Here is a 21094-nt window from a genome sequence, read left to right as displayed (position 1 = left end):
CTACGGGCGCTCAGCTTTCGATGCCGACACCCACATGGCGATACAGAAGCTCGGGCCTGTCCCGAAGTTCGCTGGCCGGGCCTTCATGCACGATCCGGCCATTGGCCATCAGAACGGCGCGGCTCGCAAAGGAAAGGGCTGCCTCGGCGTGCTGTTCCACCAGCACTATCGAGCGGCGGCCTTCACGCGCAAGGTTCTCGAAGACCTGCATGAGCATCTCGCAGATCACGGGGGCCAGCCCCTCGAGCGGCTCGTCGAGCAGCAGCACCTCTGGCCCGGTCATCAGGGTGCGCGCGATCGCAAGCATCTGCTGCTCACCGCCCGAGAGCTGGGTGCCGCCGATCCTGCGCCTTTCCTTCAGGCGCGGAAACAGGGTGTAGGCTTCTTCGAGAGAGGCCTTGCCGTGGAGGGCCGAAAGCAGGTTTTCCTCGACCGTGAGAGATCCGAAGATATCCCGTGTCTGTGGTACGAGGCCGAGGCCGCGATGGTTGCGGCTGAACGGGGGCAGGCGGTCGATGCGCTCACCATGCATCCGGATCTCGCCGCCATGCTGCCGCGTGAGGCCCATGATGGTCGAAAGCAGTGTCGTCTTTCCCGCCCCGTTCCGGCCGATAATGGCCAGCCGTTCGCCGGGTGACAGCGTGAGATCGATGTCCCGGATGACATGCGTCGGACCGTAACCCGCAGTCACGTTCGAGAGGTGGAGTGCCGGCTCAGCCATGGGAGCCTCCGAGATAGAGTTCGCGCACCTCGCGATTGGCCGCGATCTCCGCCGGTGTGCCCTCCACCAGGATCCGACCGTTGACGAGCACCACGATGGAGCGAGCCACCCTGAAGACCAAGTCCATGTCATGCTCGATGATCAGAACGGCAAGCTCGGAGGGCAGCGCCTCGATGGCTTCCGTGATGAGATGGGTCTCGGAGGAGGGTACGCCGGCGGCCGGTTCGTCGAGGATCAGGACGCGCGGCTTGAGGGCGAGCGTCAGCGCAAGCTCGACCAGGCGCTGCTGGCCGTAGGCGAGCGCCTCCACCGGCAGATCTCCGAGCGCATGGAGGTCGAACTGGCTGAGACAGGTCTCGATCTCCGCCTCGATCTCGGGAAAGCGGTCGGCCGGCCGGAACATGCGAAAACCGCGCCTCTCCCGCTCGAGGATCGGCAGGCGGAGGTTCTCGCGAACCGTGAGGTGGCGGAAGAGCGTGGTGATCTGGAAGGTCTTGGCGATGCCGAGGCGCACACGGGCGCCCTCGTTCATGCGGCTGATATCAACGCCGTCGAAGCGGATCAAACCGGAGGAGGGTGGCAGGATGCCGGTCACGAGGTTGGCAAATGTGCTCTTTCCTGCACCGTTCGGGCCGATGAGCGCGGTTCGCGCACCGGCTGGCAGATCGAGATTGATGTTTTCTGAGACGGTGAGGCCATCGAAGCTCTTCGACAGGCCGCGCACCTCAAGCCCACTGGTCATGGGTCCCCCCGCTTCACCAGTCCCGTGAGCGCACGCGGCAGCGTGATGAGCCCCGTGGGCAGGAAGAACACGACCGCGAGCACCATGGCGCCGATCACGAAAAGCCAGTTGAAGGGGTCGTTTGCCGCGGCGGTGTGGTGGACCATCATGAAGACGAAGGTGCCGATCGCCGCACCGTAGAGCCGGCCGGTGCCGCCCAGGATCAGCATGATCAGCGCTTCGGCCGACAGTGCGAAGGAGAAGGTCTCCAGGCTGACGAGCTGCGTGACCTGGATCGCCAGGGCTCCGGCGGTTCCCGCGATGGCGCCGCCGATTGCATAGGCCGTGACGCGCCGGAGGTAGACCGGGGCACCGATGGCCGCCATGCGCTCCGGGCTTTCGTGAATGCCGCGAAGCGACAGGCCGAAGGGCGAGCGCGTGATGACCGCGAGCAGCGCGAAGACGCAGGCCGCCACAATGAGCGCATACCAGTAGCCGGTGATGCCGATGAAATCGAAGGCGAACCGCCCCAGCACCGGCCCGACATCGACCCTCAGCCCATCCGCACCGCCGGTGAGACCGCGCGCCTGATTGGCAATCTCGTGACAGATCGCGGCCACGGCAATCGTCAGCATGATGAGTGTCAGACCCTGTGTGCGCATCAGGAGAAGGCCCGAGATCAGCGCGAGAGACCCACCGGCGAACGCCCCGACCAGAAGGCCCGCCACCGGCTCGCTCCACACATGGATCGAGAAAAGCGCCGCCGCATAGGCCCCCGTGCCATACATCGCGGCCTGACCCAACGTCGGTATCCCGGCATACCCGAGCACCAGGTCGATGGAGAGCACGAAGATCACCATGATCAGGATGCGTGTCACGAAGGCGAGGTTGTAGGGAAAGAGGAAGTAGAGGGAGACGGCCAGCAGAGCGAGGAGGGCGGGGGGAAGCGCGCGCCATGTCATGCCTTGAGCCTTCCCATCAGGCCCTGGGGGCGGAAGGCCAGCAGGACGATCACCAGCCCGAAGAAGGCGATGGTCGAGAGGTCCGGCACGATGTATCGCGCGGCGGTCTCCAGGATGCCGAGGCCGATTGCGGCCAGGAACGAGCCCATGATCGAGCCCATGCCGCCGACAGCCACGACCATCAGGAAGAGCACCATGTAGCGGAGCGGGTAGTAGGCCTCGATGGGCAGAAGCTCCGCGCCGACGATCCCGCCGAGCGCGGCAAGTCCGGCGCCGAGACTGAAGGTCGCGAGATAGATCCGGTCCGTGATGATGCCATGGGCCGAGGCAATGGCGCGATTATCGACGGCGGCCCGCAACCGGATGCCGAAGCGGGTGCGGTCGAGCAGCAGCCAGAGCCCGAGCACGACGACAAACCCCAGCACGATGACCGCGATCCGATGCGCGGGCAGGGTGCGGAAGCCCAGATCCACCGAAGCCTTCAGCATGTCGGGCATCGGGATCGGAAGAAGGGCGGAGCCTTGCCAGCGGTTGACCGTGGCGATGATCAGGAAGGTGAGGCCGATGGTCGCCAGCACCTGCTGCAATTCGCCGAACGCATAGATCCGGCGATAGACCACCCGTTCGAGCGGCAGGGCTATCATCACGGTCCCGGCAATGGCCAGGATCAGCGCGGGCCAGAACCCGAGACCCAGATCCTGCCCGATCCAGTGCGCCAGCGTGCCGCCGATCAGGGCAAAACCGCCATGGGCGAGATTGACGACCCGCATGAGCCCCATGGTGACCGAAAGCCCCACGGCGATCATGAAGAGGATCATGCCGTAGGCGAGCCCGTCCACGGCAATATTGAGCAATAGTCCCATGCGCTCCTCGGGATTCCTCTGGCGCGGTCTACTGGTCCCAGCCCAGATCGCCGACCGTCGCGATGATGCTCTTTTCGACGTTCTCGAGCAGCCCCGTTTCCGGGTTCCGTTCCACAACACGGTGATAGACGTTCTGGATGACCGTGCGGCTGTCGGGATCGAGAATGAGCGGTCCGCGCGGGCTTTCCCATTCGAGCCCCAGCGCCGCCTCGACCGCCGCCGGACCGTCGGTGCCCGCGGCCTCGACCATGTGATAAATCAGATGCACGCCGTCATAGGCCTGCACGTTCGCCCAGTTGACCGGGGCGGGATCATCGAGATCGGCGATGGCGGCCAGGAATTCGCGGTTGAGATCGGAATCATGCGCGGTCGAATAGTGATAGGACGTGTTCAGCCCGATCGCCGCATCGCCCAGCGCCTGAAGGTTGCTCTCCTCCGTTTCCGCCGTGCCGAGGAACTCGATGCCCGCCGCGCGCAAACCGTTCTCGTTGTAGGTCTTGGTATAGGCGAAGGTTGTCGGCCCGCCCGGCACGAAGACGAATACCGCGTCCGGGTCCTGTTCGCGCACGCTCTGGAGGAAGGGCGTGAAATCGGTGGTCGAAAGCGGCATGCGGATGGAATCGAGTATCTTCCCGCCCCTGGCCTCGAAGGCCGACCTGAACCCTGTTTCCGCGTCGATCCCCGGCCCGTAATCGGTCACGGTCGTGACCACTTCGCGGATGCCCTGATCGTAGGCCCATTCGGCGAGCGGTGCCGAAACCTGCCACAGCGTGAAGCTCGTGCGGAGGAAGAAGTCGCTTTCCTTGTTGATGCGCGAGGTGGCGGCGTTGAAAATCACCGTCGGCGTCTCGGACTGGGTGATGAGCGGGGCAACGGCGAGCGCGTTCGGCGTGAAGGTGAAACCGGCCAGGTAATCGACGCGGTCGCGGATCAGAAGCTCCTGCGCGAGGGAGCGGGTCTGGTCGGGATTCACCCCGCCGGAGTCCTTGTAGATGAAACTGATCTCGTGATCGCCGGCGGTCGTGCCATGCTGCGCCTGATAGACCTCGATGGCCTCCTGGAACTGGGTTCCATAGAGCGCGTAGGGCCCCGAGAAGGGTGCGATGACACCCACCTTGATTTCATCCGCGGAGACCTGGGCCGCGGTTGTGGTGACAGTCGCGAGCAGAAGAGCCGCCGGCACACTGGGTTTCATGATCGCCTCCATGTTCCTTGACGAACATTCTTGAACCACGGGGTGGGACTTATCAACGTGGGGCGTGCGGATGGTAGGGGTCTCCCGAGGCGCTCACGCACGAATTGAACGGCTCCAATCGTATTCTGCATGGTTCAAGGGAGTGATATTCTACTCCAGGGATGACTTCGAGGAGGTGCGACAAATAAAGACTTGGAAAATCATAGGCTCCGACGGATAGTGTTATTTTGAACCGTTTGCATGGCGATCCCGAAAAGGTCGCCTTGGACGTCAGGTTTCTCCTGGCAGGTTTCGTGAGATCTTGGACTTGCCGGACCCGACATGTACTTGAAGTCTCTCATCGCTCTGGCGGTCATTTGGTGGGGCGGCAGCCTCGGTCCTGCCACGGCTCAGGCAACGCAGGACGAACTGCTCGAGACCGGGCACCATCTTGCCGAGGTCTTGCGGGCGGCGCGGGATGTGGTTTCCGAGAACCAGGACCTCATCAACGATCCGGACATTGCGGAAAAGGGTCTGACGCCGGATGTCTTCATGGGACGTGTCCGGGACCGGTTTGCCGAGCGCAATGGCGCGCCGCCCATTTCTCCGGGCATGACCGACATGCAGATCGCGCTGGTCACGGCGCAGCTCGATTCAATCCAAGAGGTGATTTCCGAGGCCCAGGATCTCTTCAACGCGCCGGGCATCGGGTTCAAGGGGTTCATCCCGGCCTATTTCGCGCGGCTGATCAACGATCGGTTCGGCGAGAGGGTGGCCGAAACCGCAGACATCAAGGTCACCGCGCCACTGCATCTCGTGCGAAACCGCAAGTCCCTTCCCGATCCGTGGGAACTGGCCGTGATCGAAGAGCGCTTTCTTGCGGATGATTGGGAAAGGGGAGGAGTATTCCATGACATTGCGGATGGGCCGAATGGCCCCGAGTTTCGCATGCTGTTTCCCGACTACTATGGCGCCTCGTGTCTCAGCTGCCACGGCCAGCCCAAGGGGGAGGTGGACGTGACCGGCTTTCCCAAGGAAGGTGCCTCGGAAGGCGATCTCGGCGGCGTCATCTCGATCAGGTTGAAGCCATGAACAAGGTCTTCGACCTGCGCTGGATCAGCGCAAACCGCATTCCCTGGCGGATCGGGTCGCTTACGGCGATCCTGCTCGGGGCACTGGTGATTTCCACCGTGATCGTGGCCTACGAGTTCACCGCGAACCAGCAGCGCATCTCCGCGGCAACCGAGCGGTTTCACCGGCTGCAGGTCGCCGCCGCAGCCGAGCGCAATTTCGACAAGATGCGCTATTGGCTGACCGAGCTTTCGGTCAGTCTGCTCACGCTCTCGGAGCGACGGGCCGTGGAGGCGCGGGGGCAGCTCGAGGAGAGCCTGGAGAACCTCAGTTCGTTCGCGCCCGAGACCGCGGCCAGCATTTCCGAGGCCGTCGAAGGCTACTGGGACAGTTCCATCGCCGCGGTGGACGCCTACACCGATGGCAACCGGATCATCGGCAACACATTCATGGCCCAGACGCGGCGGCAAAGTGCGGAGGTCAACGAAGAGTTCGCCGCGCTCGTCAGTGCCCTCGCCGAAGAAGCCGATCAGGCCAACGCAACAGCAGTGGAGGCCGCGCAGGCCACGCGGCGGCGCGCGCTCATATCCTGTCTCGTGATCGTCGCGATCGGGTCGATGCTGACGCTGTGGGTCCTGCGGCAGATCCTCGACCCCTTGCGGCGCATCGATTCCGCCATGAACGACATCCATGACGGTCGCCCGCCGGAGGGGCTGCCCCCGGAAGGTCCGGATGAGTTCGGCCGGCTCTCGCATACCCTGCGCGACCTCTATGATGCGCAACAGGCGCGCCGCAAGCTGGAGGCGGAGGCCGCGGAACAGCGCCGCACGGTTCTCACGGCCATCGAGACGATTCCCGACGGGTTTGCCCTCTATGACGAGGACGATCGCCTCGTGCTGAGCAATCGTCGCTTCTTCGAGATGTTCCCCTACGCGTCCGAACTGCCAGAAGGCGCGACCTTTTCCGATTTCCTCGACACGGCGATCGCCGGCGGTCTCGTCGATTTCGATGGTCATGATCCGGTGCAGTGGAAGAAGGACAGGATGGCGGCGCACGCGGATCCGAAGGGATCTCGTCAGGAAACGCCCTACACCGGCGGCTGGATGATGGTGACACGTCGAAAGACGCCCGACGGCGGCACGGTCTGCGTCTATTCCGACATTACCGAACTCAGGAACCGCCAGACCGAACTGGAGACCGCCCGCAGTGACGCCGAGGAGGCAAATGAATCGAAGAGCCGCTTCCTTGCCTCCATGAGCCACGAGTTGCGCACGCCGCTTAACGCGATCATCGGGTATTCCGAGATGCTGATCGAGGATGCCGAGGATGATGGCGATGCGACCATCGTTCCGGATCTGGAAAAGATCATGGCGTCGGGGCGGCACCTGCTTGCGCTCATCAACGACATTCTCGACCTCTCGAAGGTCGAAGCCGGCAAGATGGAACTCCATATCGAGCGGGTCGATATCCCGACACTGGTGCAGGAGGTCGAGTCGACCGTGATGCCGCTGATCGCCCGCAACGACAATCGCCTCGTCGTGACCGTCGATCCGGATGTCGGCGAGATCGAGACCGATCACACGAAGCTGCGGCAGAATCTCTTTAACCTGCTCTCCAATGCCGCCAAGTTCACCAAGGCGGGGCGCATCGAACTCGATGTGAGGAAGGCGGCGGGCTATCTTCGCTTCGACGTGCGCGACGAGGGGATCGGCATGACCGAGGATCAGATATCACGTCTGTTCCAGGCCTTCTCGCAGGCCGACAGTTCCACGGCCAGCGTCTACGGCGGCACCGGGCTCGGGCTTTCCATCGTGCGAAGCTTCACCGAGATGATGGGAGGAGACGTTTCCGTCACGTCCGAGCCCGGCAAGGGGTCGTGCTTCACCATCAGGCTTCCCCTGAAGGACGCGGGCGAGGAGAAGGAGCCGAAAACCGAACCGCGCGTGCTCATCATCGATGACGACCGGGAATCGCTCGGGTCCCTGGCCGAGTTCATCCGGCGCGCGGGATACGTCGTCTATTCCGCCTGCGACGGGCAGACCGGCCTCGAGATCGCCCGCTCAAATCATCCCGACGTGATCCTGCTCGACATCATCATGCCCGAACGCGACGGCTGGTCGGTCCTGCGGGAGCTCAAACAGGATGCGGTTCTCTGTGAAACGCCGGTGATCCTGGTCTCGGTGGTGACCGATCGGGAAATGGGGATCGCCTTCGGTGCGGTGGATCACATGGTCAAACCGGTGGATCCGGCGAACCTGCTGGAGCGTATCGGGCGGCTGATCGGGGCGCGCGCCCGGGAGGTCCTGATCGTCGATGATGATGCGACCACGCGGGCCATGTTCCGGCGCCTCCTTGTCCGGGAGGGATGGGCGGTGCGCGAAGCGTCCGATGGCGAGCGCGCCCTGTCCCTGATCTCCGAGAATCCGCCGGGCCTCGTCGTGCTGGACCTGATGATGCCGAATATTGATGGGTTCGAAGTGCTGCGACGCTTGCGCGGCGATAGCGACTCGGCGGATATTCCGGTAATCGTCGCGACATCGAAGGATCTGACCCGGCGCGAAATCGACTGGCTGAATGCCCATGCCAAGGATGTCGTGCAGAAAGGAGCGGACGGAAGAGCCGATCTTCTGGACGCGATCCATAGACACGTTGGAAACGCACCCGTCGCCGAGGAAGGCCTCACCCCATGACCACGATCCTGATTGTCGAAGACAACGAGATGAACCTCGACATGCTCTCCCGGCGCCTGGCCCGCAAGGGGTTCGAGATCCTCTCGGCACGTGACGGCGAGGCAGGCGTGACGCTGTGCAGGCAGGAGCAGCCGGACATGGTCCTGATGGACATGAGCCTGCCGGTGATGGACGGCTGGACGGCCACGCAGACGTTGAAGGGAGACGAGGAGACCGCGGCAATCCCGGTGGTCGCGCTGACCGCCCACGCGATGCAGGCCGACAAGGACAAGGCGCTCGATGCCGGCTGCGATGCCTTCGCGACCAAGCCCATAGACCTTCCCGAACTGCTTTCGACGATAAAGCGGCTTCTGCCGGCCTGATCCATGACAGGCGCCAGCGACATCCGCCGCAAGGCCCTGCTGATCCGCATCGCTCAACGCCTGTTTGGTCCCGCCGAAGCCATAGCGGGATTTCAGGACATCGTTCTGGACGAGCTGCGCAAGTCCGGGCCGGAAGACGCGATCGGTGACGCCCAGAAGGTGCAACTTGCGGCGCGTGATCTGCTCGGTCGGGTCAATGCAATTCGCAGAGGCGAGATCCAGACGTCCGACAAGCAGAAGCTGCGCCACGATCTCCGCACGCCGGCGAACGCCATTCTCGGCTATTCGGAGCTCATTCTCGAGGATTTCGGGGAGGAGATCGCCCCCGCGGTCATCGCGGACATCCGGACGGTGATCGCAGAGTGTGCCGTCCTTGTCAGCCAGATCGACCGCGTGCTCGACACCGATCCGGATGCGAGCGAGATGAGCATCGACTCCCTGACGGCCTATTCGCTCGAGCAGACCCTTTCCCTGACGCAGCGCAACAAGGACGAGATAACGGGCCGGATTCTCGTCGTTGACGACACTGCCCAGAACCGCGAGCTGCTCAAGCGCCAGCTCATGCGTCAGGGTCACGAGGTCACCACGGCCGCCTCCGGCCTGCAGGCCCTGACCTTGATGCAGGAAAGAGAGTTCGACCTGGCCCTGGTCGATATCCTCATGCCCGATCTCAACGGGATCGAGCTTCTGACCCGATTGAAGGCACATGAGGAATGGCGCCGGATCCCCGTGATCATGGTCTCCGGGCTCAATGACATCAAGGCGATCACACGCTGCATCGAGGCCGGCGCCGAGGACTACCTCGAAAAGCCCGTCAGCCAGGTCCTGCTCGAGGGAAGGGTGCGCGCCTGTCTTGAAAAGCGGCGCTGGGAGTTGCGGGAGCGGGAGTATATCGCGCAGATCGAATACGAGCGCGACCGGGCCGATTCACTGCTTCATGCGATGTTGCCGGCCCCCGTCATCCAGCGGCTGCGCGATGGCGAGACCGTCATTGCGGACAAGTTCGACTCCGCGACCATCGTGTTCGCGGACATCGTCAATTTCACGCCGATGGCCGCCAGTATCTCGCCTTCGGAACTGGTCGAGCGGCTGACCAGGGTCTTCCTGCGGTTCGACGACCTCGCGGACCGGCACCGGGTCGAGAAGATCAAGACCATCGGCGACGCCTACATGGCAGCCTGCGGCGTGCCGGAGCCCTGCGAGGATCACGCCGAGCGGTCCTTCGAGTTCGCGCGCGATCTCATAAAGGCGGCCAGCGAAACGGAGGGGGGCGGCCTTTCGATCCGCGTGGGCCTGCACACCGGCCCGGTGATCGCGGGGCTCGTGGGCCGGCTGCGCTTTCTCTACGATGTCTGGGGGGAGACGGTGAACCTCGCGAGCCGGCTTGAAGCGACCGGCGTTCCGGGGCGCATTCACGTATCGGGTGAAGCGTGCTCTCTCGTGTCGGAAAAGCTCGAAGCTGCGCCGGAAGAGAAGGTGCATGACTTAAAGGGCATCGGGCGCATGACGACCTTCATCGTGGATTGAGCCCGGTTACGCGCCGCCAGATCCGGTTCTCGCGCTGCCGTTGATCCCGCTTGGGGCGCGCCTGACTGGCCTTCCTCAATCCCCGGTCATTGCAGCCTCTCGAAAGCCGGCCCGGAGCGCATCCGCAAACGCTCCGATCCGGCGGGGTTGGGCGCGTCCCGGTGGAAACATGATCTGCAAGGGGTTTGGCGGCGCCGCGAAGTCCTCCAGCAGGGCCACCAGCCGCCCGGTCGACAGGTCCTGCCGAACATCCAGCTCGGACTTCAGGATGACGCCGTGGCCTGCCAGCGCCCAGCGGCGCACAAGGTAGCCATCGTTGACAATCTTGTCGCCACGCACTGTCACGACCCGAGCCGACGCGCCGCTGCCGAAGCGCCAAAGATTGTCCAGACCCGCACCGAACCGCATGACGAGGCAGTTGTGTCGCGCGAGATCATCCGGCGTCCTCGGGGTTCCGTGTTCCTCGAGGTAGGATGGCGCGGCGCAGACGATGCGGCGGTAGTGTCCGATACTCCGGGTGCGCAGGGAGCTGTCGGTGATCTTTCCGAACCGAATGGCAAGATCAAAGCCCTGGCCGACGATATCGATATAACCGTCGGAGAGGGATAGCTCCACCGAAGTCGCGGGATGGTCCTGCGTGAAGCGTTCGATCACGTCGGACACGATGCTGCGCCCAAGATCGACCGGGGTACTGATCCGAATGGGACCCGTCAGCGTGTCCGCCCCATGTCGAATGCGTGTATCGAGGTCCTCGATCTCCGCCAGGACCGACCTTGCCCCCTCGAGCAAGGTCCGCCCCTCTTCGGTCAGGCTCAGGGATCGCGTGGTGCGATTGAACAGCACGACGCCGTAGTGCGCCTCCAGCGCAGCAAGGCGCTCAGACACGGTGGTGGCCGACAGCCCGGATTCGCGGGCGGCGGCGGCGAGGCTGCCCTTCTCGGCGATCGTCTGGAATAGGCGGATATTGCCGATCAGCATTCAACGGGTTTTCCGAATTATCAATTCGATACTGGGCTGTTTATCCGGTCAAGGCAAGCGGCTAGGTCTCGCCCCAAGACGCTCGGGCACAGAAAGGGCGATCCCGATGACCACATGGATGTCTCCCACGCAGGTATCGGAGGTCGTCGGTTTCAACTGCTGGAAAGAGCGCAGCACAGCGACTGAACTGAACATGAAGAGGACAGAACCCATGAAAGCCATTGGCTACACGACCCCCGGCGCGATCGACCGCGACGATGCGCTGATCGACCTCGAGATCGAAAGGCCCACGGCCACCGGCCATGACATCCTGGTCAAGGTTGCCGCCGTTTCGGTGAACCCGGTCGATACGAAGGTCCGCAGCAGCCGCAACGCCGAAGGCGACACACCCGTGATCCTCGGTTGGGATGCCGTGGGCGAAGTCGTCGAAACCGGCGATCGGGTCACCCGGTTCAAGACCGGCGACAAGGTCTGGTACGCGGGCGCGATCAACCGTCCCGGCACCAACTCCGAATACCACCTGGTCGATGCACGCATCGTGGGCCATGCGCCGAAGTCCATCGAAACGGCTGCGGCGGCCGCGCTTCCGCTGACGACCCTGACCGCGCAGGAAATGGTCTTCGACCGGCTCAAGGTCAACGATCCCGTGCCCGGTGCGGCCAATGCGATCGTCATCATCGGCGGCGCGGGCGGCGTTGGGTCCATCGCGATCCAGCTGCTGCGCGAACAGACGGATCTGACGATCATCGCCACCGCCTCGCGCCCCGAAACGCAGGAGTGGGTGAGGGAGCTGGGCGCGCATCATGTCGTCGACCACTCGAAACCGCTGCCCGAGCAGATCGCCGCTCTCGGCATCGGCGCGCCCGCCTTCGTGTTCTCGACCAACTATTCCGAAACCTACGTGTCCCAGATCGCCGAGTTCATCGCACCGCAGGGCCGGTTCGGTCTGATCGACGACCCTAAGGGCTTCGATATCATGCCGTTCAAGGGCAAGGCGGTCTCGATCCACTGGGAACTGATGTTCACCCGGTCCCTCTTCACCACCGATGACATCTCCCGCCAGGGTGAAATACTCGACACCGTTGCCGAGTTGATCGACACGGGCAAGATCCGCTCCACCGCGACGGAGAGCTTCGGGGCGATCACTGCGGCGAACCTCAAGCGGGCCCATGCCCTCATCGAAAGCGGAAAGGCGAGGGGGAAGATCACGCTGGAAGGCTTCTGAACCGCTCGGCGGTCGTCTCGTGGCGGAACAGCGTCATACGTTCCGCCACGATGGACTGTCTACGTCGCGTCGCGGCTCATTTCCGGGCAGGGTTTGCGGCCCCCCATGCGTGGACCCGGAGAGGCAAACTCTCCGCTAATCGTATGCATGAAATATGCATGAAATATGCATGGAAGCTGCATTCCCCTGAGCACACCTCACGCCTGCTCTGGCCGCACCCTGGCATGCCTGGAATTTGTTCATATTTTCAGGTGCTTCAGGTCGGAGAATGGCGTTCACGCGCGGCTTCGTTCCGCCATAGATGGTGTATCAGAGCCATGCTTGCCAGCCCGAATCCAAACAACGCCATGCCGTACCAGCCGGCGACGCTCATCACCTTGACCCCAAGCGCCGAACCCACCGCTGCCGCAAGGTAGTACCCCAGCATGTAGACCGCGTTCATTCGGCTCTGCGCATCCGGATCGATCGAGAAAACCCTTACCTGGTTGGGAATCTGTGCACCAAAGACGCCGATGTCCAGAAGGATGATCCCGACGACAAGCCCCGTCAGACTGTTGCCCCAGATCGCCAGAACGACGAAGGACGACACCACGAGCCCGAGTGCCACGGTGATGATCCTTGCCGGCCCGAATCTGTCGACAAGCCGACCGGCCAGTTTCGCCCCGATGATGCCGGCCATGCCCACCAGACCGAACATCCCCGCTTGCTGCACGCTGTAGGAAAACGGCGCCTCCGTGACGTGAATCGCCAGCGTGGCCCAAAGGGCATTGAAGGCCGCAAACCACAGCGCACCGGTCAGAACGCTTTCCCGCAGCAGCCCGTGCCTGCGGATCAGCCCGAACATCGAGGCGATCAGGGCGGGATAACTGAGCGAAATCTTGGGCTTGTTGTCTGGGAGGTTGACGCGCAGCAGGATGCCGAACAGGGCTGCCAGCCCTGCTGCGACAAGAAACACAGACCTCCAACCGAAGTACTCCGCGATGGTGCCACTGACTGTTCGGGATAGCAGAATGCCCACGGTCAAGCCCGTCATCAGCGTGCCCATGACCGCGCCTTTGCGAGCCGGTGCCGCAAGCGATGCCCCGATGGGCAGCAATTGCTGGGTTATGTTCGCCCCCAGCCCCACTGCGAAGAAAGCAACGGCGAGAGCCGTAAATCCGGGTGCTGCGAATACGGCAAGGAGAGCCAGCGTCAGCAGGATCGACAGATAGCCGATCAGGCTTCGGCGGCTCATCACATCGCCCAGGGGCGAGATCAGCAGGATCGCCGCCGCATAACCCAACTGCGTGGCTGATGGGATCATTCCCACCGCCCCGTCACCAAGCTCGAAGGTCGTCTGGATGGAGGGCAGCAGCGGTTGATTGTAGTAGAGGTTGGCCGCCGTGGCAGCGATGGATGTCGCCATGAGCAGCAACAGCGGCCGCGACAAAAGTGCCGATTTGGGCGTGTTCGACATTGGAGTGCCTCCTGAACCTGGCTCAAACGGCTTCTGCGGCGTAGTCCGGATCTAGCGGCACCTCAACCGGATATCCCTTGCGGTCGATCAGATTGCGGACCGTGGCAATCAACGCATCATGCTTTGGTTCGCCCGTATTGGCTTTGTCGCGGATCGCGGCCACACCCTCTGCCGATGGTCCGATCGCGGCCTTGTACAAGGTGGAATGGGCGGCGGTATCGAGTGTTCGGGTGGGAAGGTCGATCTTGTCTGCCATGGCTGGTCTCCAAAGAAATGGCGCCGCTTGGCGCGTTTTTTTGCTTCGGGGCCGGACGTAAGAGAGCGAATTTGATAAGAGAAATATTCATAATTGATTGCACCTATACCGAAGTTGTATGGGTGCATCATGGAGATGCGAACTCTTAAGACCTTTGTCACCGTCGCCGATCTCAAAGGCTTCTCCGCCGCGGCGCGGGCGTTAAACACCGTGCAACCTGCCGTCAGCCGTCAGATATCCGATCTTGAGGAGGAACTGGGCGTCAGCCTGTTCTGGCGGTCCACCCGCGAAGTGCGGATTACCGCCGCCGGCGAGACGCTTCTGCGCGAAGCCACGGAAATCCTTGCACGCGAGGAACGCGCACGGCATCTGGTGCGACAGACAGGAAAAGGCCACTTGGGCCAGCTTCGGATCGGGTTTCTCAGCTCGGCTGTGCAGGCCTTCTTGCCCGGTCTCATTCGGGAGTTCACGAGACGTTTCCCACGCGTTCGGGTTTCGCTTTCCGAGATGACCGCTGCCGAACAGTTCGAAGCTCTTGAGGCGGGACGGATCGACATCGCCCTGTCTCGACCTCTCCCTCCAATGGCCTCGAACCATCTCGAGAGTGTGGGACTCTATACCGATCGACTTGTTGCGTTTCTCCCCGAAGGACATGCGCTGCTGTCAGAACCGGGTTTTGCCCTGTCAGCCTTGTCGGCAGATCCTTTCGTTCTGTTCCAGCGTGAAGGTGCACCGGGGCTCTTCGATCAGGTTGTCAGCGCCTGCCTGCGCGCCGGCTTTTCCCCGGAGACGGTCGCGCACCCCAACTCGATGCAAGCCGTGCTCACGGCGGTGGGATCGGGTCTCGGCGTTACCCTTGCCCCGGCCTGCATTGGACATCTGAACACGGCGGGCTGCGTCTCTCGTGCGGTCACCGATGTCACCGAGACCATTCCGCTCCAGTTTCATTTTCGTGGGGATCGAACCGAAGCAGTGACCCGAGCTTTCGTAGCGCTGCTGGAAGAGAGAAGAGGCTGCATTCGAAAGGCAATGGAGTTGGCAAGCCATCCCGCTCCTGATCGATCGGATAGTGCCCGAGGCAGTTCGAAATCTTGATATCTCATTGTCTAGATGGCTCACGCTCGCAGCGCCATTGACCTTCAAGAGCTGGCGTGGGCGAAAAAGGATGTCTGCGGTGGATACTGGTGCATCCTGTGGCGTCGATGCGCGAAAAAGATGGAGGAACACGGGAAAGAGCACCATTATTCGTGGCATGGATGACGATCGGCAGAATGAAGACGCGAAGGATACGCGGAGATTAGCCCTGGTGGCGGTGCGATCGGATGCGCCAGTTCCGCAGGAAGACGGCGGGAAGATCAGGCGGGGTAGGGCCGGAGGGCGAACCGTCTCCAGGCCGCAGGCGGATTCACCCGGGCGAGGGGATGTATCCTCTTGCTCTGAGGGTGATCTTTCCCGCTCCTTTTCCGATGCCGAGAACACCGGTTCGGAGGGTGCGGCCAACAGACCCGTATACGGACGCCGCAACAAGTTGAAACAGGGGAATGGGTTCAGGCGGGGTTCCGGTCTCAGAAAGGGATCGGGGCTCTCGGGTTTCCAAAAACGATCATCGTCTTCAGATGCCAATATGCGGGGCGCGGTGGACGGCGATCCTGCCCGACAGAAGCGTAGGGTCAAGAAGTTCACTGAAAGCCGGGCCAAGAACATCGCCGAGGCCTACATCGCGCAGCGGGAGGCCTCGACCGGCATGGTCCGCGCGCTTCTACGGCGGCGGGCCAATTCATGGCTTCGCTTGCTCGACGAGGGCGAGCGCGAGGCTGCCGCGGATGAGGCGAGCCGGATAATCGAGGCGGAGGTTTCCCGGTTGGTTGCCAAGCGGTATGTCGATGATGCCCGCTTTGCCCGTATGAAGGTCCGCTCGGGATTGGCGTCGGGCAAGGGGATCGCGCGTATTGCCCGCGAGCTCGGTCAGAAGGGGCTGGGCGCAGAGGAGCTCGAGGATGGGCTTGCGAAGGGAACTGCATCCTTCGTCGAGGACCGGTCCAGCCTTCTAGCTCCGGAGGAAAGTGAGCCCGATCCGGCCGAGATGCGCCGCGAGGCCGAACAGGAAGCCGCAAGAATCTTTGCACGAAAGAAGCGGATCGGCCCCTGGCGCAAGGCACCGCTTCCAGAGGATTTCAAGGAGGCCCGCAAGATCTGGAATCGCGAGGCGGGCGCAATGGCGCGGGCCGGTTACTCCTTCGACCTGATCCGGGAGATTCTGGACGGTGAGCCCAAGGAGAAGTGGCGAGACTTTTGATCATCATCCCCAATGGGGTCGGAAAGACCTTCCCTTGAGGCCGTAGACCGACAGTCCGAGGTGAGATCGAGCTTGGGTCTCGCGCAAAAAATCCTGCGCTTGGTTAAGATGTGCATTGGGCGCAAAGGTTGATTCAGGTGCCGCCCGCGACCCTGCATCTGCAAAACGTCTGTCGGCACTGGAAGAGGGCTATGCGGTGAACGACCGCATCTTCCGTAATAGTCGCCTGCTCAACGATTCGACTGTCCGGAGTGATGGTACCGACGCCCCGGCTCGAACGGGGGACCCCCAGATCCACAATCTGGTGCTCTAACCTACTGAGCTACGTCGGCTCCGGGTGCACCCGATACCGATGGCTGAAGGGGATTTCAAGTCCTGACTTGCTTGTTGTATCAGGCTTCGTGAAAAATGCGTCAATGACACGGAATGGAAGCGGCATATGGGTATCGATCGCGAAAGCGACATTTCGGCCAACCTGCAGATTGGCCCGACAAGTTTGGGCATGGTGCGGATCTACATCGAGACCGACAAGATCGACATTCCGCTCGATTTCGATCCCGACGAGGCCGACGAGATTGCCGAGGAGCTTCGAGGTGCGGCCCAGCGCGCACGGAAGATGAACAGCAAAGGCTGATGGGCCACGAATGCGAAGAGGTTTGTCTTTCCCGCTCTACGTGCACAGGTGGGTGCCTCAGGCCACGTTTTGGCACCACTTCGTGAGATAGGCTCTTGCATCTTCGATCTCTAGTGGGGCCGAGAACAGGAAGCCTTGGCCAACGTGTGCGCCCTTGCGGGACACAATGGAGGCCTGTTCCGACGTTTCGATCCCCTCGACCACTATGGTGCTGCCCATACCGACAGCCATTTCCACGATGCTTTCAAACAGGAAACGGGTCTCCTCGTTCTCTTCGATGTTCGAAATGAAAGCACGATCTATCTTGATTTATGCGAATTGGAATCGCCGAAGATAGCTGAGAGATGAGTGGCCGGTTCCGAAATCATCCAGCGATGCGCGCACTCCCATTGGTCGCAACGCGGCCAGCGTGCTTTGCATGGACGCCAAGTTTTCAACGGCCGCTTTTTCTGTCCTCTCCAGTGTCAGGCAGTCCGGCTTCATCCCGGTTTCCAAAAGAATGTCCTGAGCCGCTTCGGCAAGGCCTTCGGACGGGAAATTGAGGGCCGACAAGTTTGCACTCAATGATATGCGGAGGCCCGTTCTTGCCTCCTGCTCCGCGACAAGAGCCGTCGCCGACAATCGCTTCGGGCAGCCTTGCCGCGATTTCGGCGCGTCGGCCAGGTCAGGCGCGAATGCTATCGTCAAATACTCTGCAGTGGCTCTTTCCTTCGTGTTCGGCCTTTTGGCGTGCGGCGTCGGCGAACCGGAGCAACTCGGCCGGTGAAATGTTTTCCCCACCGAGAGCGGTCGCGATTCCAACGGAGCCTCGTGGCTGAACCGAATATTCCTTGAACGTCATCGGTGAGTGCAACGAGGCCAGAATCGCCTTGCTCAAAATGAGCTTTAATGGTGCACGATCTGATCCATGCTTCCATGCATCAGAATTGGGTCACAGAATGTAGACGGACAGGCCGGGGCTACGCGATCTTTGCGCCGCGCTCCCTGTCTTCAAGCCATTGCCAAAAAGTGTCTAGCGGCATCGGGCGAGCGCCGAGATACCCTTGATATGTCTTTACGCCGAGACTCTTCAGGAATGCTCGTTGCGACTCGGTCTCGACGCCCTCGCTGACCACATCGGCATGCAGGACGGTAGCCATGTCCAGAACTGTCTTGAAGAGGTCCTGGCTGGATTCCTTTTCGGTCACGTCGAGAAGGAGGCTGCGATCGATCTTTAAGGTATCGAACGCCATGCTTTTCAGTCGCCCGAGGTTTGAATACCCGATGCCGAAATCGTCGATGGCCAGGGAGACGCCAAGCTCCTGAAGCAGATCGAGATTGTGCTTCACGATATCGCTCTGTTCCATTGCCGTACCTTCAGTGATTTCCACCTCCAGGAGACCGGCATGCAGGCCGTGTATGGCCAGTGTGTGCTGTACGTTCTTGGCGAAGTGCGGTGACAACAACTCTTCGCTGGCAGTATTCACCGCAACAATGAAAGGTTTGTTTGAACGTGCATTTATGGCCGCCGCCGCTGCCACGGCCTTGTCGAGCATGAGTTCCCCAATGCGTGGCAGCAATCCCATGCCGGCCGCTACGGGAAGGAAGGCGTCGGGAGGAATGTTTCCACGCTCATGATGGACCCACCTGATCAGAGCTTCGGCCCCCGTCACTTCGTTCGTGGCAACATCGAATTTTGGCTGGAGAAACAGATCGAAGTCTCTTCGTTCGAGTGCTTCCTCGATGTCCTTCTCGAACCGGGAATGAGCGAGAAGCTGACGGTGCTTGTCGGCGTCATAAACCGCGTAACTCCCACGCACCGTGTTCTTCGCCTGGTACATGGCAACATCTGCGCATTTGAGCAGGTGCTCCGGCGTGGCGGCGTGTTCAGGGAAATGCGCGATTCCGATGCTCGATGAAACGGAGACGCTGAGACCGTCGAGCTGACAGACCCTCGACATGGCTTCGATGATCGCCCGAGCCATTCTTTCGGCAACGTCGCTTCGCACCAGAAGCGTAAACTCGTCGCCCGCGAGACGCGCAAACAGGGCTTCTCCCTTGCCCAGGTCCAGCGGCTCGCGTTTCTGAACACGCACGCCCACGGGTTTCTGCCCCAGCGCGTGTAGGCATTCGTGCACCCGGTTCGAAAAACAGCGCAGCAGAAGGTCCCCGGCATGGTGCCCGTGTGTGTCGTTGATGGCCTTGAAGCGGTCGATGTCGAAGAAAAGGGCAGAGAAACTCACATCTTCCTGTGTCGACCCCACGAGATTCTCGAGCTGTAGATTGAGCCAGCTGCGATTCGGGATCGATGTCAGCTTGTCTTCGAAAGCGACGCGTTTGGTCTCGAGGAACGACTGGTTGAGTTCATCGAGCATATTGTTGAACGAGGCCGCCACCAGATCGAACTCATCATTGGAATCGTTTTGGATTCGATGGTCAAAGTTGCCTTCCGCGACCCGCATGCTGGCAATCTGAAGGTTCTTCAACGGCTCGCTCAAGCGCCGCGAAACGAACCCCGCAAGCACCGGTCCGACAAGAAGAAAGGCGAGCCCGATGGCGGCCGTGCTCATCCACAAACCACGCAGTTCTTCGGCAACCGTTGTGCCGGAGACCTGCAGGATGAGATAGCCGATGATATCGTCTGCGACGCGGATCGGCTCCGCGCGATGCAGGATCTTCTGGTTCAGCTCCTGCTGCGGCACGCCAGTTTCCATCGTCACCTCAAGCAGCGGATCTGTCACCGGAGCAAGCCAATCCAACTGGTCATTTTGCCCGTCCATCCAGAGCCAGCCATCGCGATCGACGATGGCGACGGAAAGTATGTCTGTCCTGTTCTCGAGTTCCTCGAAGAAGAACTCCACCGCGGCTGGATCGTCCTTCAGCAATGCCGGGATCGAGACCTCAGTGATGAGGGATGCCAGGTGAAGCGTGCTGAGATCGAGCCGGTCTTCGATCATGCGCTTCTGCACAAACATGCTGATCGTCAGAACGGCGAGGGCGCACAAGAGAATGATCGTCGAAAGAACGATCGTCAGCCTGCGCGCCAGACCATAGGTCAGGTGCTTCAGGATTCGTCTGTATGCGCGACCCATCGCCAATGCCCCCTGATCCCCGGTGCTAGATCAGGCCGAGACCAGCAAGCTGTTCGAGCATTTCGTAGATCGGCTCGAAAGTGGCATCGATGCCATCAGGGAAGGTGTCGAAGCGTGTGGTATCGTTGAACGCTCCCATCGTCTCGAGCCCTTCGGGGGAATTGACCATGTCCTGGAGAACAAGGGAAATGCGAGAGGCAAGCGCGGGGTCGAGATCACCCCGCTGGACCACCACCTGGCGAGGCACATCAATGCTGCGAGCGATGACACGATACTGGTCCGGGCGGGACTCCTGGAGCCAATCGAACCCGCGCGGATCCGTCGCGGCAACGTCGATACTTCCGCGTGCCAGCCAGATCACCGTGTTTCGGTCATCGCCCGTGAACACGTATCCCACTTCCGAATCCGCAACTTCCCCCTCTTTGTCCGCAAGTTCGCGAACTTCGAGGCCAGCGGCCTTGAGCATTGCGATCGGCAACATGAAGCCAGACGTGGAATCCGGCTCCTGAAAGCCGACCACCATTCCGTTGAGGTCATCGATCGACTGAACCGGACTTTCCGTGGGAACCACGAGCACGGAATGATACTCCGAAACGCCTTTCTTCCAGCGCCGCAAGAATGGCACGCCGTCAGACAAACGCGCGACATTGGCGGCAACGAGGGGGCTGTCGAAGTAGAGGTCGACGTCCCCCCGGCGCATCGCCGCAGCCATGGCAGCCGTATCGGGTAGAACAGAAATCCTGACCTCCGTAATACCGTCCTCCGCAAGGTGCTCCTCAAGGAAGTTTGCGAGCGGGGTGAAGCGCTCGATATGCTTGCGAATGTTGTCGTTCACCGAGCCGATAACGAGCGTTTCAGCCGACGAGAACGTCGGAGCCAGACTGAGGATAAGGAGGCTTGCCGTGCGACAAAGCCCACGAGCTAATCTGTGAACAACCATGGAGACCCCGCCATATTCAAGTTTGGCAGCAGTCTTGAGCGCATGAGTTTGAAAAGGGGTAAAATTCGTTCCCCATTTGTGCAGTATGATTCTACTGTTGGTAAAAAGGTTCTCAACTCAAGAGCGCGTCGAGCAAACAACTGGCGC

The 21094-nt window shown here is 61.6% G+C and carries 18 protein-coding genes, 1 tRNA gene and 1 pseudogene; 8 read left to right on the top strand and 12 right to left on the bottom strand.

Annotated features, from left to right (window positions below):
* Window positions 1-10: 10 nt before the first annotated feature.
* The 5 genes from ACP15W_RS14080 to ACP15W_RS14060 are packed head-to-tail and all read right to left on the bottom strand — an operon-like array spanning window position 11 to window position 4462.
* A complete protein-coding gene (locus tag ACP15W_RS14080) occupies window positions 11-721 on the bottom strand; it encodes an ABC transporter ATP-binding protein (RefSeq protein ID WP_424933543.1) in 711 nt (236 codons plus the stop codon).
* Window positions 714-1463 carry an ABC transporter ATP-binding protein gene (locus tag ACP15W_RS14075; protein WP_424933542.1) on the bottom strand — a complete coding sequence of 250 codons (750 nt, stop codon included), beginning with the start codon at window positions 1461-1463 and terminating at the stop codon, window positions 714-716. The genes ACP15W_RS14080 and ACP15W_RS14075 overlap by 8 nt, the downstream gene beginning before the upstream one ends.
* Window positions 1460-2404 (bottom strand): branched-chain amino acid ABC transporter permease, encoded by a 945-nt coding sequence (locus ACP15W_RS14070; protein WP_424933541.1) that lies wholly within the window; start codon window positions 2402-2404, stop codon window positions 1460-1462. Before ACP15W_RS14070 ends, ACP15W_RS14075 begins: the two co-directional genes overlap by 4 nt.
* Entirely contained in the window at window positions 2401-3267 is an 867-nt protein-coding gene (locus ACP15W_RS14065) for a branched-chain amino acid ABC transporter permease (RefSeq protein ID WP_424933540.1), read from the bottom strand. Before ACP15W_RS14065 ends, ACP15W_RS14070 begins: the two co-directional genes overlap by 4 nt.
* A gap of 28 nt (window positions 3268-3295) precedes the next feature.
* Window positions 3296-4462, bottom strand: coding sequence for an ABC transporter substrate-binding protein (locus tag ACP15W_RS14060; RefSeq protein ID WP_424933539.1), 1167 nt, complete (start codon window positions 4460-4462; stop codon window positions 3296-3298).
* A 321-nt stretch (window positions 4463-4783) separates the two neighbouring features.
* On the opposite strand from ACP15W_RS14060, the gene ACP15W_RS14055 reads away from it, so the two are divergent.
* From ACP15W_RS14055 to ACP15W_RS14040, 4 genes are read left to right on the top strand one after another with little or no spacing between them, the layout of a single operon-like run.
* Window positions 4784-5533, top strand: a complete 750-nt coding sequence (locus tag ACP15W_RS14055; protein WP_424933538.1) for a Tll0287-like domain-containing protein — start codon at window positions 4784-4786, stop codon at window positions 5531-5533.
* Entirely contained in the window at window positions 5530-8202 is a 2673-nt protein-coding gene (locus tag ACP15W_RS14050) for a response regulator (protein WP_424933537.1), read from the top strand. The genes ACP15W_RS14055 and ACP15W_RS14050 overlap by 4 nt, the downstream gene beginning before the upstream one ends.
* The gene (locus ACP15W_RS14045; protein ID WP_424933536.1) at window positions 8199-8564 is read left to right on the top strand and encodes a response regulator; all 366 of its coding nucleotides are present in this window, start codon (window positions 8199-8201) and stop codon (window positions 8562-8564) included. Before ACP15W_RS14050 ends, ACP15W_RS14045 begins: the two co-directional genes overlap by 4 nt.
* Before the next feature lie 3 nt (window positions 8565-8567).
* A complete protein-coding gene (locus ACP15W_RS14040) occupies window positions 8568-10091 on the top strand; it encodes an adenylate/guanylate cyclase domain-containing protein (protein ID WP_424933535.1) in 1524 nt (507 codons plus the stop codon).
* A 75-nt stretch (window positions 10092-10166) separates the two neighbouring features.
* Here the strand turns inward: ACP15W_RS14040 and ACP15W_RS14035 are convergent, their stop codons facing one another.
* A complete protein-coding gene (locus ACP15W_RS14035) occupies window positions 10167-11069 on the bottom strand; it encodes a LysR family transcriptional regulator (RefSeq protein ID WP_424933534.1) in 903 nt (300 codons plus the stop codon).
* A gap of 211 nt (window positions 11070-11280) precedes the next feature.
* Between ACP15W_RS14035 and ACP15W_RS14030 the strand changes: the two genes are divergently transcribed.
* The gene (locus tag ACP15W_RS14030) at window positions 11281-12294 is read left to right on the top strand and encodes a zinc-binding alcohol dehydrogenase family protein (RefSeq protein ID WP_424933533.1); all 1014 of its coding nucleotides are present in this window, start codon (window positions 11281-11283) and stop codon (window positions 12292-12294) included.
* Between the two features lie 256 nt (window positions 12295-12550).
* On the opposite strand, the gene ACP15W_RS14025 is transcribed toward ACP15W_RS14030, so the two are convergent.
* Both ACP15W_RS14025 and ACP15W_RS14020 read right to left on the bottom strand, forming a co-directional pair.
* Window positions 12551-13750 (bottom strand): MFS transporter, encoded by a 1200-nt coding sequence (locus ACP15W_RS14025; RefSeq protein WP_424933532.1) that lies wholly within the window; start codon window positions 13748-13750, stop codon window positions 12551-12553.
* Window positions 13751-13772: 22 nt separating this feature from the next.
* Window positions 13773-14006, bottom strand: coding sequence for a hypothetical protein (locus ACP15W_RS14020; protein WP_424933531.1), 234 nt, complete (start codon window positions 14004-14006; stop codon window positions 13773-13775).
* A 129-nt stretch (window positions 14007-14135) separates the two neighbouring features.
* Here ACP15W_RS14020 and ACP15W_RS14015 point away from each other — a divergent pair, with 129 nt between their 5' ends.
* Together ACP15W_RS14015 and ACP15W_RS14010 are read left to right on the top strand one after the other, a co-directional pair.
* Entirely contained in the window at window positions 14136-15101 is a 966-nt protein-coding gene (locus ACP15W_RS14015) for a LysR substrate-binding domain-containing protein (protein WP_424933530.1), read from the top strand.
* A gap of 529 nt (window positions 15102-15630) precedes the next feature.
* The gene (locus tag ACP15W_RS14010) at window positions 15631-16302 is read left to right on the top strand and encodes a regulatory protein RecX (protein WP_424933529.1); all 672 of its coding nucleotides are present in this window, start codon (window positions 15631-15633) and stop codon (window positions 16300-16302) included.
* 255 nt (window positions 16303-16557) lie between these two features.
* Here the strand turns inward: ACP15W_RS14010 and ACP15W_RS14005 are convergent.
* Window positions 16558-16634, bottom strand: a tRNA-His gene (locus ACP15W_RS14005).
* A gap of 107 nt (window positions 16635-16741) precedes the next feature.
* Between ACP15W_RS14005 and ACP15W_RS14000 the strand changes: the two genes are divergently transcribed.
* Window positions 16742-16936 carry a DUF6324 family protein gene (locus tag ACP15W_RS14000; RefSeq protein WP_424933528.1) on the top strand — a complete coding sequence of 65 codons (195 nt, stop codon included), beginning with the start codon at window positions 16742-16744 and terminating at the stop codon, window positions 16934-16936.
* Between the two features lie 57 nt (window positions 16937-16993).
* Here the strand turns inward: ACP15W_RS14000 and ACP15W_RS13995 are convergent.
* From ACP15W_RS13995 to ACP15W_RS13985, 3 genes and pseudogenes are all read right to left on the bottom strand, one after another.
* Window positions 16994-17557: pseudogene (locus ACP15W_RS13995) on the bottom strand (EAL domain-containing protein).
* 338 nt (window positions 17558-17895) lie between these two features.
* A complete protein-coding gene (locus tag ACP15W_RS13990) occupies window positions 17896-19872 on the bottom strand; it encodes a putative bifunctional diguanylate cyclase/phosphodiesterase (protein ID WP_424933527.1) in 1977 nt (658 codons plus the stop codon).
* Between the two features lie 160 nt (window positions 19873-20032).
* The gene (locus ACP15W_RS13985) at window positions 20033-20947 is read right to left on the bottom strand and encodes a phosphate/phosphite/phosphonate ABC transporter substrate-binding protein (protein WP_424933526.1); all 915 of its coding nucleotides are present in this window, start codon (window positions 20945-20947) and stop codon (window positions 20033-20035) included.
* Window positions 20948-21094: the final 147 nt, after the last annotated feature.

The sequence above is a fragment of the Amaricoccus macauensis genome (genome assembly GCF_049800915.1).
Lineage (GTDB): Bacteria > Pseudomonadota > Alphaproteobacteria > Rhodobacterales > Rhodobacteraceae > Amaricoccus > Amaricoccus macauensis_A.
This window is presented reverse-complemented; position numbering and strand designations above follow the sequence as displayed.